General features: G+C 45.2%; 12 protein-coding genes. 2 read left to right on the forward strand and 10 right to left on the reverse strand.

Annotation, left to right across the window (positions count from 1 at the left end):
• Positions 1-468: 468 nt before the first annotated feature.
• The 4 genes from glmM to rlmE all read right to left on the reverse strand — a co-directional run bounded on the left by glmM (position 469) and on the right by rlmE (position 5,502).
• Complete coding sequence (glmM, locus tag C8D97_RS12840; protein ID WP_109764190.1) at positions 469-1,812, reverse strand: phosphoglucosamine mutase; 1,344 nt, start codon at positions 1,810-1,812, stop codon at positions 469-471.
• A 105-nt stretch (positions 1,813-1,917) separates the two neighbouring features.
• The gene (gene folP / locus C8D97_RS12845; RefSeq protein ID WP_109764191.1) at positions 1,918-2,733 is read right to left on the reverse strand and encodes a dihydropteroate synthase; all 816 of its coding nucleotides are present in this window, start codon (positions 2,731-2,733) and stop codon (positions 1,918-1,920) included.
• Positions 2,734-2,847: 114 nt separating this feature from the next.
• Entirely contained in the window at positions 2,848-4,767 is a 1,920-nt protein-coding gene (gene ftsH, locus C8D97_RS12850; RefSeq protein WP_210204941.1) for an ATP-dependent zinc metalloprotease FtsH, read from the reverse strand.
• Positions 4,768-4,881: 114 nt separating this feature from the next.
• A complete protein-coding gene (gene rlmE, locus C8D97_RS12855) occupies positions 4,882-5,502 on the reverse strand; it encodes a 23S rRNA (uridine(2552)-2'-O)-methyltransferase RlmE (protein ID WP_109764193.1) in 621 nt (206 codons plus the stop codon).
• 136 nt (positions 5,503-5,638) lie between these two features.
• On the opposite strand from rlmE, the gene yhbY reads away from it, so the two are divergent.
• Complete coding sequence (gene yhbY / locus C8D97_RS12860; RefSeq protein WP_109764194.1) at positions 5,639-5,935, forward strand: ribosome assembly RNA-binding protein YhbY; 297 nt, start codon at positions 5,639-5,641, stop codon at positions 5,933-5,935.
• A 98-nt stretch (positions 5,936-6,033) separates the two neighbouring features.
• Here the strand turns inward: yhbY and C8D97_RS12865 are convergent, their stop codons facing one another.
• The 4 genes from C8D97_RS12865 to coaBC form a co-directional block, all read right to left on the reverse strand.
• Complete coding sequence (locus C8D97_RS12865; protein ID WP_245411448.1) at positions 6,034-6,750, reverse strand: zinc metallopeptidase; 717 nt, start codon at positions 6,748-6,750, stop codon at positions 6,034-6,036.
• A 383-nt stretch (positions 6,751-7,133) separates the two neighbouring features.
• Positions 7,134-7,718 (reverse strand): nucleoid occlusion factor SlmA, encoded by a 585-nt coding sequence (slmA, locus tag C8D97_RS12870; protein WP_109764196.1) that lies wholly within the window; start codon positions 7,716-7,718, stop codon positions 7,134-7,136.
• A gap of 25 nt (positions 7,719-7,743) precedes the next feature.
• Positions 7,744-10,317 (reverse strand): phosphomannomutase/phosphoglucomutase, encoded by a 2,574-nt coding sequence (locus C8D97_RS18520; protein ID WP_280951685.1) that lies wholly within the window; start codon positions 10,315-10,317, stop codon positions 7,744-7,746.
• A gap of 84 nt (positions 10,318-10,401) precedes the next feature.
• Complete coding sequence (gene coaBC / locus C8D97_RS12880) at positions 10,402-11,580, reverse strand: bifunctional phosphopantothenoylcysteine decarboxylase/phosphopantothenate--cysteine ligase CoaBC (RefSeq protein ID WP_109764197.1); 1,179 nt, start codon at positions 11,578-11,580, stop codon at positions 10,402-10,404.
• Positions 11,581-11,846: 266 nt separating this feature from the next.
• On the opposite strand from coaBC, the gene radC reads away from it, so the two are divergent.
• Positions 11,847-12,521 carry a RadC family protein gene (gene radC, locus C8D97_RS12885; RefSeq protein ID WP_109764198.1) on the forward strand — a complete coding sequence of 225 codons (675 nt, stop codon included), beginning with the start codon at positions 11,847-11,849 and terminating at the stop codon, positions 12,519-12,521.
• An 18-nt stretch (positions 12,522-12,539) separates the two neighbouring features.
• Here radC and C8D97_RS12890 read toward each other — a convergent pair whose 3' ends face one another.
• The gene (locus C8D97_RS12890) at positions 12,540-14,411 is read right to left on the reverse strand and encodes a TonB-dependent receptor plug domain-containing protein (RefSeq protein ID WP_109764199.1); all 1,872 of its coding nucleotides are present in this window, start codon (positions 14,409-14,411) and stop codon (positions 12,540-12,542) included.
• A 202-nt stretch (positions 14,412-14,613) separates the two neighbouring features.
• A complete protein-coding gene (locus C8D97_RS12895) occupies positions 14,614-15,786 on the reverse strand; it encodes a hypothetical protein (protein WP_146196146.1) in 1,173 nt (390 codons plus the stop codon).
• Between the last annotated feature and the right edge of the window lie 168 nt (positions 15,787-15,954).

Consider the following 15,954-nt stretch of genomic DNA (forward strand, 5'->3'; position numbering starts at 1 on the left):
TCACTAGGTAATTAGCGTATTTTTTTATGCTGCAAAGCGCCATAACGCAATATGCAATACAGAGAAAAGCAAAGTGCTTGAAACAGACTAGAGCGTGTTTATCTTTCGTTCTTTGAGATGTTGAGAGCTAAAACTAAGCCAGTCGCGGCGTGAATTTTGAGGTTTAGTTATTCTAAATAAGAAATTCTCAACAAAGAATGGCTTAGTTTTAGCCTCAACCCATCGGGCAGGGGTTATTTTTATGGCACAACCGCGTTATCGGTCATTCAAATACGACTACAGGACGTAGGAGGGAGAACGACTCAGGAGACAAAGTCGAGAATAACTATTCATCACTCCCTCTGTCTTGTTGTGCCATAAAATAAACGCCTGCATCTCAAAGAACGAAAGATAAACACGCTCTAGATGAGGATGCGGTCAGTGCAATGAACCACCAACCGCTTTAGAACCAAAGAGTGACAAGACAAATTAGCAGTTATTTTTGACCACTTCGGCCAAATGCTGCGAACATTGTTTTACCAATGCGGCGTCTTCACCTTCAACCATTACACGGATCAAAGGCTCGGTACCTGAAGCGCGCAATAACACACGGCCTTTATCGGCCAACTGTTGCTCGACTTCTTTAACTTCTGCTTTAACAACGTCATTATCGAGAGGCTTACTGTTTTTTGACGGCAGACGAACGTTAATCATGTTCTGAGGAAACTTGGTCATGCCAGACTTTAGTTCATGCAATGACAATCCCAGTCGTGCCATAACCGATAAGACCTGCAGTGCGGCAACAACACCGTCACCGGTTGTGGTGACGTTAAGACAAATAATATGGCCAGACGATTCACCGCCGTATAACCAGTTATTTTTACTTAACTGTTCCATTACATAGCGATCACCCACTTTTGCCCGCACAAAGGGTATTTCCAATTTTTCCAGAGCTTTCTCCATCCCCAGATTGGTCATCAGGGTTCCAACAATGCCACCACCATCAAGTAAGCCGCGTTTCTTGGCGTCACGGGCAATAATAAACAGCAATTGATCACCGTCCACCTGCTCGCCTTTTTCATCCACCATCATTACACGGTCACCGTCACCATCAAACGCTATACCAATGTTGGCTTTTTCGGCCAGAACCGTTTCTGCCAACTTACTGGTATTGGTGGCCCCACACCCCTCGTTTATATTCAGGCCATTTGGCTTATCGCCAATGGTCACTACTTCAGCGCCTAGTTCGGAAAAAACTTCTGGCGCAATGTGATAGGTTGCCCCATGAGCGCAATCAAGTACTACTTTGAGGTTTGAAAAATCAAACGACGATGCGATGGACGCTTTACAAAATTCAATGTAACGCCCACGGGCATCTTCAACCCGTCTAGCTTTACCCAGCTCAGCGGAGCTAACGGTTTGCATCGGTTGATCAAGCATCGCTTCTATTTCAAGTTCCACAGAGTCCGGCAGTTTAAAGCCATCTTTCGAAAAGAATTTTATGCCATTGTCGTTAAACGGGTTATGGGAAGCCGATATGACAATGCCAGCGTCAGCACGAAAGGTTCGAGTTAAATAAGCGATGCCAGGGGTTGGCATTGGCCCAAGCTGTAATACATCGACGCCGGCGGCAATGAGTCCGGCTTCGAGCGCGGATTCAAACATATACCCGGATATCCGGGTATCCTTGCCTATCAGTACTTTGCCTCCATGCTCATTGCCCAAGACCTTACCCACTGCCCAGCCAAGTTTCAGGGCAAAATCGGCGGTAATTGGGTACTCACCAACTGTGCCGCGCACACCATCGGTGCCAAAATATTTCCGTTCGCTCATTGAGTGTACCTATATTCTTGTTAATTCAGATTCTTGTTAATTCAGACTCTTGTTAAATAATATTCGTGTAAAAAACAATCATCGTGATTGATTGCCATACAAGAGTCATTGTAAATGTTTAAAAACCGCGTGAAACACTTTAATCGCATCAACCGTTTCTGCAACATCGTGCACCCGTATAATATTAGCCTGCTTTGCTGCAGCTATCATTACTGCAGCCAAACTGCCTGCCAACCTCTGCTCTACTGGCTTCCCGGTTATCTCACCAATCATCGACTTTCTTGACATGCCAACAAGTACAGGAAGTGACAGTTCCTTCAGTTGCTCAAGCTCCCGCAGCAAGGTGATATTATGTGCCAGTGACTTGCCAAAGCCAAAACCGGGATCAACCGAGATCAATGTTCGTTCCATACCGGCTTCGCAACACGCGTCTATGCGTTGTTGCAGAAAGGATATCACGTCCGAGGTTACCTGCTCATAATGGGGTGTCTGTTGCATGGTACGAGGTTGCCCCTGCATATGCATCAAACATACCGGCACCTGCGCTGAAACCGCAGCCGTTAACGCCCCGGGCTCCTGCAATGCTCGTACATCATTGATCATGGTTGCACCGGCAGCAACCGCTTCCGACATCACTTCCGCTTTACTGGTATCAATCGAAATGGGTTTACCAAAGTGCTTTATCGCGCTAATCAGCGGAATGACCCGATCCAGTTCCTGCTGAAGGGATACAGCGCCGGCTCCGGGACGAGTTGATTCGCCGCCTATATCAATAATATCGACACCGGCTTCAATCATCCGTTTGGCCTGCTCGGTGGCCCGCTGCAACGAATTAAATTGACCGCCATCAGAAAACGAGTCCGGGGTAGCATTAAGAATGCCCATCACCAGAGGTCTGTCAGATTGATAAAGCGAATGCATAAGACTGGATACCGGAAATAATACTAAAGTTATTATTTCAATTTAATTTATTAGCTTGTTATGTAAAAAGGGGCGTTACCGCCCCTTCGATGATACTGAGTTTAACGGCAATGACTAATGTTCACTGGCCGGATCGCCAAGCGGCTTCGAAGATGAATCGCTCGAAGGCGCTGTACCCGAAGGCTTGTCATTATCCGACGGACCATTGCCATCATCCCAACCCGCAGGTGGACGAGGATCTTTACCGTTCATGATGTCATCGATTTGCTTCGCATCGATGGTTTCGTATTTCATCAATGCTTTTGCCATCATTTCGAGTTTATCGCGGTTTTCCTTAAGTATTTGTTCAGCCCGGCGATAGTTACGATCGATAATGGATTTCACTTCTTTATCGATGTCTGTTGCGGTCTGATCCGAGACGTTTTTATGCTGCGTTACCGAGCGACCCAGAAATACCTCACCTTCATCTTCCGAGAAGTTCATTGGCCCTAAATCAGATAAACCATAGTGGGTTACCATGCTACGGGCAATCTCGGTAGCTCGCTGAATATCGTTTGAAGCGCCTGTAGTCACCCCTTCTTTGCCGTTAATCAATTCTTCGGCAATTCGGCCACCGTAGAGCGAACTCAGCATACTTTCCAGCTGCTCTTTACTCTGACTGTATTTGTCTTCTTCTGGCAAATACATGGTGACACCCAGCGCCCGTCCGCGTGGCATGATACTGACTTTATAAACTGGATCATGTTTTGGTACCAGACGACCAACAATGGCATGGCCGGCTTCGTGATAGGCCGTATTCAGCTTTTCTTCTTCGCTCATCACCATGGACTTACGCTCTGCGCCCATCATAATTTTATCTTTCGCCTTATCAAACTCGGCCATAGACACAGTACGGCGATTCGCTCTGGCGGCAAATAAAGCCGCTTCGTTCACCAGATTGGCTAAATCAGCGCCTGAAAATCCAGGTGTACCACGGGCAATCACCGATGCATCAACATCATCAGCCAACGGCACTTTACGCATGTGTACTTTTAAAATTTGCTCACGCCCACGAATGTCCGGTAAGCCAACAATCACCTGACGATCAAATCGGCCAGGACGTAATAACGCGGGATCCAGCACATCCGGTCGGTTGGTTGCAGCAATAACAATGACGCCTTCACCACCTTCAAAACCGTCCATTTCAACCAGAAGCTGATTCAAGGTTTGTTCTCGCTCATCATGGCCACCGCCAAGTCCTGCGCCACGGTGACGACCGACTGCGTCGATCTCATCGATAAAAATGATGCAAGGCGCGTGCTTTTTCGCCTGTTCAAACATGTCACGAACACGGGAGGCACCAACACCAACAAACATTTCAACAAAGTCAGAACCGGAAATAGTGAAAAACGGCACTTTGGCTTCACCGGCAATGGCTTTTGCCAACAAGGTTTTACCGGTTCCGGGAGGCCCTACCATCAACACACCACGGGGAATTTTGCCGCCAAGACGCTGAAACTTGCCTGGATCGCGCAAAAAGTCCACCAATTCTTCGACTTCTTCTTTTGCTTCTTCCACACCAGCAACATCGGCAAAAGTGGTTTTGATTTGATCTTCACCCATCAAGCGGGCTTTGCTTTTGCCAAATGACATGGCGCCTTTACCGCCACCGCCTTGCATTTGCCGCAGCATAAATATCCAGATACCTATAATTAAAGCTGTTGGCAGTAAATAGAGAACCGCTGTCCAGAAACCGCTGCCATCGTCTGGCTTTAAGCTGGTTACCTCAACATTGTTTTGTTCAGCCTTTTCAAGCAACTTTTCATAGGCCGAGTTCGCCGGTGGCAAAATAGCCTTGCGAACCGGATCAACACCACCTTTTGCCCGGGCTTCAAGCCCTTGAATGGTGATGGTGTCAACGCGACCGGCATCAATATCTTTCAGTAATGCGCTGTACGTGTAATTTTCCTGTTGCCCCTGATTCGGACCAAATTTATTGAACAGGGAAATAAGAACCACTGCTACAATGGCCCACAGCAACAAATTTTTCGCCATATCGTTCAAGCTAACGACCTCTTTTTTAAATACGGGTTAGGTTGGCATTATTACTGACTGAGTAATACTGTCAAACCGCCAATGGTAACACTTTGCGACATAAAAGGTGCAGTGCTACCCTTTAAATCCTTTCGCCAGAATATACACTTCTCGGGATCTTGCGCGAGAAGCGTCCGGCTTTCTTACTTTAACGCTGGAAAACGCTGTTCGGACCTCAGCCAGATACTGGTCAAACCCTTCGCCCTGGAATATTTTGACCAACAGCGAGCCACCTTTGTTCAACACCTGACGCGCCAAATCCAGTGCCAGTTCAACCAGATACATGGCACGTGGCTGATCCACAGCACTCATGCCGCTTATATTGGGGGCCATATCAGATAAAACAAGGTCTGCCTTATGTTCTCCCATCTCATTTAGAAGCTGAGTAAGTACTGACTCCTCTCTAAAGTCGCCCTGAATAAACTGCACACCAGCAATAGCATCCATTGGTAATATGTCCAAAGCGAAAACTTTTCCTTTATCGCCGACTTTCTCAATGGCTAATTCAGACCAGCCACCCGGTGCCGCGCCCAGATCAACCACGGTTGCACCTCGTTTGAATAACTTATCCTTGTTATCCATTTCCTCAAGCTTAAACAGCGCTCGCGAGCGACGGCCTTCAAACTGCGCCTTTTTTACGTAAGGATCGTCAAAATGTTCTCTTAACCAACCCCGACTGCTTTTGGTTTTTCCCATGCATTCTACCGCTAATCTATCGTTTGGCCGCAGCCAAACCAGTAAACCTGAAATTAGATTATATCGTATCTAGAATTTCAGGTAGAATATATCCGCCTCAATTGTGACGATTCAGGCAAACTCTGGAGAAAAATGAATGAAATTAAGCACCTCTCAAGTCCGTTTTTTGCGCAGTCAGGCGCACAGTCTTAAACCAGTGGTTCTGGTTGGCGCAAATGGCGTCACAGAAAACCTGCTGGAAGAACTGGATGTCGCATTAAATACGCATGAGTTGATTAAGATAAAAGTTCGAGCTGAAGAACGTGAAGAGCGTGATCAAATGATCGATCGAATTTGTCAGAAGTCTGGCGCGATTAAAATTCAGCGCGTTGGCCACAACCTGACGTTATTTCGTCGCAACCCGGCCAAACCCAAAATAATCCTGCCTAAATAACAGTGGTAGCGATCAAATAACAACCATCTAGATAATCTTCGATTTACCTCATTATCTGAAAATCAAAGTCAAAATTTCTGTATTGGCGCGACAGTCGATTAACGCATTCGTAAAATGCGGATCCAGCGCCAAACATTAACCAAACTCATCAAGGCTCCGGCGACATAAGTTAACGCTGCCGCAAGCAGTATTTTTTTTGCGACTTTTAACTCTGGAGCGGTCAAATACTCGCCCTGCTCCAACAAGGGTAGTGCCCGTTTAAAACTTGCATCCCACTCCACCGGCAGTGTTACCAGATGCACCAGCACAGAAAACGACATGGCACCAACCGCCAGAAGCAGCATACCACCGCTGGCAACCGGGGAGCGGGATAACACCGTCATCAGGGGTAACAACAGATACATCAAACTGCCAACTTTTTCGGAATGTTGCGCCACCTTTACCAGCTGGGTGCGTAGGCGCAATAACTTGTATTTGGAGTGATCCTGAATCGCATGCCCCACTTCATGCGCGGCCACCGCAACAGCACTCAAAGAACGACCATTATAAAAAGACTCTGTTAAGCGAACGGTTTTATCCTGAGGATCATAATGATCGCCCTGATCGGTTTGCTCTAAACTGACCGGCAATTGCAATCGTTCAATCAGATGTTTTGCCAGCTCACCACCGGTACCCGGCAACTCATCGTACTCTATGGAATACTTTTTAAGCGTGTGCTTTACCCACCATCCCGGAAACAGGATGATAAAAAGCACTAATAACAGAGGGATAAGGTAAATCACCGAGGCAACAAGTCCTGCTAATTTAGAAGCCACCTCAAAAATAACGAACGAAGCTGAGACAGGCAAATTTTGACAACAAAGTACAATTTACAAGCAGTAAATGAGCATTTTGAGTCGAAGTTTAACCCTGTAGCATCAAGTGCAGCATGTTTGAGTTAGCTTTTAGTAACATCAATAGGATCACAATACCGAGTTGATATAGGTTCAGCAACTACTCCGCTACTGCCTGACATCGATAATGCAACCTCTCGATAACAATTCAACAAAGGTATGGCGAATACTTAATCATAGGAGCCGTTCGACCAATCAACAGGTCTGAGCAAAAAATCACTAGAATGGGCGCACAACCTAATGTTGTGCGCGGATGAGACGTACCGTTTTAATTGGCGAGAACTCAGATAAAGAAGCGTGTGGCATTAAACACTGTTGGCGAGATAACGCCACTGCTCATTCCAGTTTTCTGTTGGCATCCGCTTAAACCCACTGCGAACAAACTGTTGTATTTTGCCTTCCGCTGTTGCCATGATGGCATTGGCAATAATGGCCGAATCCAGATGATCACGACGCTGCTCGATACGTGCGTCCCGAATAATTTGTTTTATTTGGGTTTCGATGCGATCAAAAAATTGCACCACACGTTCGCGCAAACGTTCCTGCTCACCAATCAGAGCATCGCCCATTAGTAAACGGCAAATACCGGGATTTTTTTGTGCAAACCCCAGCAGCAAATTAATGATTAACTGAATGCTGTCGACCGAGGATTTTTTTTCTTTACTGATTAGAGTTATTCGTGAAAAAACGCTGTCTTCGACAAATTCCAATAACCCTTCAAACATTTTTGCTTTACTGGGAAAATGGCGATATAGCGCAGCTTCAGAAACGCCAACTTCTTTCGCCAGCCTTGCAGTTGTGATACGAGCGCCCAGTTCCGTTTCCAACATGTGCGCCAGACACTCTAAAATTTCCTGTCGGCGCGAGCCACTTTTTTTAATTGCAGGCATTGTTATTTTTCTCCCTTAGCAATCGTTAAAACGGTACTTGTAATGAGCTGTCCACAGCCAGGATTTGTTCCCGGAACAGATCCTGAATGCGATTTAAACTTTCTTGGGTATCCGCTTCAAACCGAATCACCAAACACGGCGTTGTATTAGACGCTCGAACCAGTCCCCAGCCATCATCAAAATCAACCCGTATACCATCGGTGGTATTAATTCGACCGTTGGCAAAGGTACCGTTTTTAGCAAGTTTCTCAACAAAATCAAACTTGCGGGTGTCCGAAATGGTGACATTCAATTCTGGCGTTGCTTCACTGTTGGGTAATGCTGCGAATACTTCAGCAGAAGAACGAACATCACCCGCAAGAATTTCCAGTAACCGGGCGGCGGTATAGAGCGCATCGTCAAAGCCATACCAACGCTCTTTAAAGAAGATATGACCGCTACACTCCCCTGCCAATAATGCACCGGTCTCTTTCATTTTCGCCTTAACCAGAGAGTGGCCGGTTTTCCACATGATCGGTCGACCACCGTGAGACGAAATAACCTTGGGTAGATGACGGGTACATTTCACATCAAAAATAATATCAGCACCCGGATTTCGTGACAGCACATCAATTGCGTACAGCATCATTTGTCTGTCTGGCCAGATAATACTGCCATCAGAAGCAACCACACCGAGCCTGTCACCATCGCCATCAAATGCGAGACCAATATCGGCTTTTTCACTTTTCACCATATTGATCAAATCTTTCAAATTATCCGGTTTGCTTGGATCAGGGTGATGATTTGGGAAGTTGCCATCCACATCACAATATAAACCGATAACATCGCAACCCAGGCCCTGTAATAGTCGTGGTGCAATATTTCCGGCGACACCGTTACCACAATCAACAGCCACTTTCAGAGGCTGCGCCAATGCAACATCTGCAGTAATTTGCCCTAAGTAATCCGGCGTAAGATTGCGCGAATCTTCCGAGCCTTTACCGCTAACAAAGTCACCTTTGGTAATGCGCTGATATAATTTTTGTATACCATTTTGCGACAGGGTTTCACCGGCAATGACGACTTTTAATCCGTTATAATTTGCCGGGTTATGACTGCCAGTTAACATAACACCACTGCGTGTATCGAGGTAGTTGGTAGCAAAATAAAGCACCGGTGTCGGGACTTCACCAATATCAATGACATCACGGCCAGAGGCCATCAAGCCTTCTTTTAACGCTTCAAGTAACGTAGGGCCTGATAAACGACCATCTCTGGCAACAACAACTTTTTGCTCACCGCGATCAAAGGCTTCACTACCAATAGCCTTACCTATTTCACGCACAACATCGGGCGTCAGCTGATTATCAACAATGCCGCGAATATCGTAGGCCCGGAAAATACTTTTCGGCACATCAATCTCCGTCCCATCAGAGACCTCTTGTACCTCTAAACCAGAATCGCTACTCAGTGCTGAAGTAATGGATTTTTTCGGTTTGGGCTGATGTTCATCCGATGTTCCTGACGTTGCAGGTTTGGCCGGTGCCGTAGAAGCACTCGCATGAACAACGCGCATATCATTTCGAACAAGAGTAACAATCAGATCACGGAAGTAATCAATACGGAAACTCGATGTAATACCTTTTAAGTTTTCACCGGAATCCAGAAAGTTTTTCGCCAAGTCGCCTGTATCGGCTTTCACTTCATGCTGGATCACACGAAGACCAAAAAAGTTTACACCCGCTGAAACCAGCAAAATAAACAGTACACCTCCCATAAAGAACAGAAGTTCAGACTGCCCGGAAAACTCCGATAAGTTTTTCGGCCAGAAAGCCACCTGCCAGTTAGAGTTATCACTGGTACCAATGGCAAAAGGCTCGCCCTGTTTATAGGCTTGATTGCCTTCAGTAACAATTAATTGGTGTTGCTGATAAAAAGTCTGCCAGATTTCAACATAACCGGGGGTTTTATGAATTCGTTGAATGGTGTCTTGAATCAGTTTTGTATCCAAACCTAAAAAAACAATACCAATGACCTGATCACCATTTTTGATGGGCGCCATTACCGCCACAAACTGCTCAGGCTTACCAGGTGATATCACTTCCGGATGAAAGGTTTTGTTCTTCGCCAAGCTTCTAACAGAATCAAGCACCGCATTGGTAATAGGCGGCTTTGCTGTTAAGTCTTGCTTTAGCACATCGGGAAATATAATTTTAACCCCAAGTGAATATGGCATTTGATTTGAAATTTGCTGTTCAAACGATTGGATCACCGACTGGTCTTTATCTATCACCGCAGTAATTAGCTGTCTGTTTTTTGCAAATTCCTTTATAAAATCCTGAGAGGTGTCGAGCTTGACCAAAATGGAATCAACATAACTTCGTAAAGCGGTGTCGATAAACATTTTATTCTTTTGTGCACTGGGTCCTGCGACAACCAAGTAGTATTGCAAAATAGCAACAAGACAAATGATCAACAAAGAAAAAATCAGATAAGGTGAACCAATTTTAATAATTGACTTGGCACTGCCCGATGCAGGGCTTACCTTTTTGCCTTTTGCCGGTTTTTCCGCTTTACTTTCGCTTGCTTTTTTTGACTGGACGTTTGCTTTTCTTTTCACGATTAATCCCTATAAGTCCTAAAACCAAAACGTTTACTAAAACTCTATTACTAACTTTAATATTTCATCAAAGTGACGATATTATTAAAAAAACCTATTCTTTATTTCTGAAACCAGATCCGAAGCAATGGTGTATTTTGCATTTTGATCCAATGCCACTGAGTCTCCATTTTTACAATAAAGTACTAGTTCATTTTCTTCTGAATCAAAACCGATGTCTTTTTTAGCCACGTTATTCGCGCAAATCATATCAAGGTTTTTACGCTGCAACTTATCTTTGGCGTAATATTCAACATTTTCTGTTTCGGCCGCAAAACCTATGCATAGGGGTTTATTTTTTAATGCGCCAACCTGCTGCAGAATATCCGGATTCTTAATCAGCTTTATTTCCATGGTTTTCGCATTCTTTTTAATTTTTTGCTCGGCAATAGCCGCAGGCTTGTAATCAGCAACAGCGGCACAAGCGACAAACACATCGGCATCGGAAACTTGCTGCATTACAGCTTGCTCCATTTGCTCTGCAGTAACCACAGCCACCCGACTAACACCGGCTGGTACATCAATGCTCACAGGTCCGCTAACCAGAGTGACTTTTGCGCCCATTCTTTGCGCCGCTTTGGCAATGGCATAGCCCATTTTGCCTGAACTGTTGTTGGACAAAAAGCGTACGGGATCAATGGCTTCTCGAGTTGGCCCTGCGGTAATTAACCAGTGTTGTCCCGCTAATGCCTGACTGACCGGTTGCAGTAACTCATCAATAATGGCCAACGGCTCCAGCATCCGCCCCGGCCCTTGCTCGCCACAAGCCTGATCACCCACTCCAGGACCAATTATCTGTACTTTCCGTTGGATAAGTTGCTGTAAATTTGCTTGTGTTGCTTCGGCTTGCCACATTTGCTGGTTCATTGCTGGCGCAATTGAAATGGATGCCTGTGACGCAAGGCAAATGGTGGACAATAAGTCATCGGCAAGACCATGAGCCAGTTTTGCAATAAAGTCAGCGGTGGTTGGTGCAATTAAGATGCGATCCGCCCAGCGAGCCAGTTCTATATGACCCATGGCCGCTTCGGCGGCTTCATCAAATATATCTCGATGCACAGGAAACCCGGAAACCGCCTGAAAGGTCAGTGGCGTGACAAATTCTGTTGCCGATGCAGTCATAACAACCCGAACCTGATACCCTACATCGCGCAGTCGGCGGCAAAGTTCGACGCTTTTATAAGCTGCAATGCCGCCAGTGATCCCCAAAAGAATATTTTTCATTACCTAATTATACCCAACTATTCCGCGGTACATGCCTGTGCCCTTATTCCAGAAGGGTTACTATTCCAGAAGGGCTACAGGCCATTAGTCTTACTGATTTTGCTTTAATTATGACTATGTTAGCGAATAACCACTAACTTAACCAGCCGAGTCTGCAGAATAAATCAACTATTTCCGACAAGATCCCCCGACAATATCTGCAAGACAATTGCTGTCGGATTAATTATCTTTGCCGCTGGATTATATTTGCAAAATGGAACCCTATAATGTCCATCATCAGTTGGCCACTTAACGAGCGGCCTCGAGAAAAGCTCCTGACCAAAGGCGCTGCCAGTCTGTCAGATGCAGAATTACTGGCTATTTTTCTGCGTACCGGTATCAAAGGTAAAAATGCCATAGAACTTTCCAGAGAGCTGATTGCAAACAGCGGCGGCCTGCGTCAACTTTTAAACCAGTCGCAACAGCAAATTTGCCAAAATAAAGGATTAGGCACCGCCAAATACGTCCAGATTCAGGCGGCACTCGAAATGGCCAGGCGCTACCTTGAGCAAACCATCCAACGTGGTGACGCACTGGAATCGCCAGAGCAGACTCGGCAATATTTAAAAGCACTGCTTAGAGACAGTCCCAATGAGCAGTTTGGTTGTCTGTTTATGGATAATCGACATAGAGTTATTCAGTACGAAACGCTGTTTCACGGCTCTATCAGCTCAGCATCGGTGCATCCAAGAGTCGTCGTGCAGCGCGCATTGTTCCATAACGCTGCCGCGATTATTTTGGCACACAATCACCCGTCGGGCGTATCGGAACCGAGCCGTGCGGATATCGACATAACCCGCACACTGAAGCAGGCGTTACAGCTGGTGGAGGTAAGGGTACTGGATCATTTAATTGTCGGTGACTTTGATATTACATCACTGGCTGAGCAAGGGTATATATAACAATAGGAAGCGGCTTAGCTACCAACGCCACTGACCACCGAGGATCCATTGTCGGCCCCGGTTTGCTACACCCATTGGCAACACACTCGAAGGTGTTTGGTAGCTGTTATCCAGTAAATTTTTCACTAACAGATAATAACTGGCAGAGTCATTGTATTGATATTTTAATTTGCTCCCAAGCACTATTCGTCTGTCGCTACGGTTTTGCGAGTCTACATCGCTAACGGTATAGCCGTTGAATGACCAGGAATAATTTTGCCATTTCTTCAAGTAAGTTAAGGACCACTGTGTATCGGCAATATCAGCATTCAAACTGTCAAATAAGTGGCTCCAGCTGAATTGCACGCTGCCCAGATATGATTGATAACCAACAGCGCCTTCAATTCCCGATGTTCTGGCCTCGCCCCCATTGATAAACGTTGGCGCCAATAATGGATTATCCGGATCAGAAACGGGGGGGCCCAATACAATGAGATCCTTAAACTCGTTATAGAACACATTGAGTTCGTAGCGCCAATCACCTTGTTGTGATAACCAGCTTATTTCCGAAGTATTAACCGTTTCAGCATCGAGCTGTCGGTTACCAAAATCAACCGGATTATTTTTATCGTACAATTCCAGAAAATTAGGCGCACGAAATGCCGATGCGTACAAAAACTTCAAACTGGAATGTTGATCCGGCTGCCATACCAACGCCAACCTAGGATTACTCGAACTACCAAAGTCACTGTAATCATCGAGTCGTAACCCGGAAGTTAATTGCCACTGCTGAGCTAAGTCCCATTGATGCTGAAAGTAGACGCTTACGACACTGCGCGATGCTCTATCACTAAAGTTGAGCGCATCGCGGTTTGCTTGCAAACCACCAAAATATTCCAGCGTGATAGGATTATGCGTGGTGACATTAGCAACGTCACGCACTCGGCTTTCACGAATATTCAGTCCAAGCAATAACGTCTGTTTGTCGTTTAAAAATAACGAATGATCCATTAGAAAACTGGCCGCTTCCGTTTCTAACAAAGGCCCGCCATAAAAGTCTTCATCCAAAGCAACACCAGGCTCTAACTCTATGCCTTGTGGTATTAGCGTTGCTCGAGTGTTCCACTTATCTCTGGACAACGATAATCGGTAATTAAATTTCCAGTCATCGCTCATTCGCTGTTGATAATTTGCCGCAACAGACCATTGCTGCATATTTTCATTATTTTCACCGTGATTGCCAAAAGTTAAAAAATCTTTCAGTTGACGCTCGGTATATCGTGCTGTGAAATTAAAGTAATCAAGGCTAACGCTACTGTAAAAATCAATACCTTCTATCGGATCCTGAGTCGAGCGTTCAATACCAAAACCATCGGTTATCAAATACTGATCGCCATCTTCTTCAAAACGACTTAAATAAATGCTCCATTCATCGGCGTTTTCAAACAAGCCACTGTTAAACCAGCTGATAGAATTATGACCAAAGGTTCCCAGAGTTGCAGAAACTTCATGGCCACTTTTTCGGGAGATCATATTCACTACCCCCAAAAAAGCATTCGAGCCATACAATGCGGATCCCGGACCACGGATCACTTCAATTTGCTCAATATTCTGCAATGCCAATTGTCGGTTTAACAGGGAAATTCCACCGGTGTAGAGATCATTTAGCCGCTGACCATCTAATAAGAATAATACCGACTCGGAAAGCGCCGTACTGCGTCCGCGAACAGAAATGCGATCGGCAGTGCCCTGCTCAATGTCTCGAGTGGCCGAAAAGCCAGGCACAAAATTAAGCAATTGCTGCACACTGGTAAATCCATAATTAAGGATGTCGTCACGTGTAAACACGGTGACATTGGCAGGGGCGCGATACAAAGACTGGCTGTCTCTTGAAGCAACCGTTACTTCCAACAGTTCTTCAAAACTTAATTGCTGTAAATCATCAATGGATGACTGTGGCTCTGCCGCCGCAAAGTTAGCTAATAAGCATGCTGTGTAAAATATTGAGCGGTAAATAATAATATTCCTGAATAAAGTGTACTTGTTAAGTCTAGAATATTATTCGTCGGTTTGACCAGTAATTAATGCCTATCAAAAAGCTTCAGATAGCTAACTAGCGCTCAATGATAAAATCAAAGGTCAGATTAATGCCGTACTTGGGTTGCCAGTTGTGCTCTTCCTCCCATCGGGTAAATGGGCGAAGTTCAACAAAAACCCAGTCTTGCCAGAGTTTCATTCGATACCCCACACCTAACTGAGACGCCGTCCAACGCTGATTTGGTTGCGTATCGTAATCGGAAGACCAGATAACTCGCCAGGCCGAATGATCCGATATCGGATAGATTAAGGCACTGCGCAAATTCAGTTGTATACCCCGGGTGTCTTTTTCATCCTGTTGCCAAAGCATTAGCAGTCGTTGCTGGAACAACGCATCTTTCGGTAACAATCGATCAAAATCGAAGATCGCCCTGTTTTCCCAACCAAACTGATGATACCAACGCACCCGTTCCGATAAACGAAATTGCCAACCTTTTCCCAGCAGCATACTTTGCCGGATACGACCTCCCACATAGGCCGATGAGCGACCAAAGCGATAACCCACTTTAAAACGTTTGGAAAAACCAGGCCTTACCTGCTCCAGATATTCAATCCCCAGGCTTGGCTGATCATTGGACTTTTGTACCGAATCATTTAAATTGGAACTGCCCTGAGAGTCCTCTTCCCGATCGTTACCATCAAAAGTTAAACTTATTGCTCGCTCGGCATTCGGCAGCTTAACTCGGCCACTGAATCGAGTTTTAAGATCCCAGGGATCTGACTCAAGCTTGGTAAATTCTTGACGCAAATCAAATTGTACATCCACTTTTTCATTGGGGTACTCGGGATCAGCAAAAAACGAATCAATCCACTTTGCCGTTTCTTTAACACCTAACGCCAGTCCCTGTTTTATTTTATTCGCTGTTGAAACTTTATTTGAAATCTGTTTGTCTTGAAGCTTTTTTTCGGATGGACCAGTGTTTTGTATTGTCTCGGCTTCAGTGTCTTTTGGAGCATTGTTTTTTGGATCAGTGTCTTTCTGATCAGAAGCATCATTGTTTTGAACAACCGTTGTTGTTGAAATGTTATTTGAATGAACCTTTGCTTCAGTTTTATTTGAAGTGTCAAAATAACTCTGGCAAGTGCCATCACAAGCCACGTCACTAACAGCATCACTTTGGTTAGCCACTGTTGGGTGATTGGAAGAAGTTTGAGTATTTACCGTCTCTTTTTTAGCCGAGCACGCCAATAAGGCGAAAACTCCAAAAATGACAACACTACATTTTAGCTGATTCATAATCACAGTATAACGGAAACCAGCAAGTATTATATTGATCGCAACTAAAAAAAGATTGATACAGGTCGCATGCTTCTGCGATAAATTATTTAACGTGTAGAAATATATCTACGCAAAATA

The organism is Pleionea mediterranea (assembly GCF_003148745.1).
Taxonomy (GTDB): Bacteria; Pseudomonadota; Gammaproteobacteria; order Enterobacterales; family Kangiellaceae; genus Pleionea; species Pleionea mediterranea.

Bases quoted from the DNA above. Each gene is read 5' to 3' on its own strand.
- ftsH (WP_210204941.1), bottom strand. From the start codon at position 4,767: ATGGCGAAAAATTTGTTGCTGTGGGCCATTGTAGCAGTGGTTCTTATT.
- yhbY (WP_109764194.1), top strand. From the start codon at position 5,639: ATGAAATTAAGCACCTCTCAAGTCCGTTTTTTGCGCAGTCAGGCGCAC.
- rlmE (WP_109764193.1), bottom strand. From the start codon at position 5,502: ATGGGAAAAACCAAAAGCAGTCGGGGTTGGTTAAGAGAACATTTTGAC.
- radC (WP_109764198.1), top strand. From the start codon at position 11,847: ATGTCCATCATCAGTTGGCCACTTAACGAGCGGCCTCGAGAAAAGCTC.
- slmA (WP_109764196.1), bottom strand. From the start codon at position 7,718: ATGCCTGCAATTAAAAAAAGTGGCTCGCGCCGACAGGAAATTTTAGAG.
- glmM (WP_109764190.1), bottom strand. From the start codon at position 1,812: ATGAGCGAACGGAAATATTTTGGCACCGATGGTGTGCGCGGCACAGTT.
- folP (WP_109764191.1), bottom strand. From the start codon at position 2,733: ATGCATTCGCTTTATCAATCTGACAGACCTCTGGTGATGGGCATTCTT.
- coaBC (WP_109764197.1), bottom strand. From the start codon at position 11,580: ATGAAAAATATTCTTTTGGGGATCACTGGCGGCATTGCAGCTTATAAA.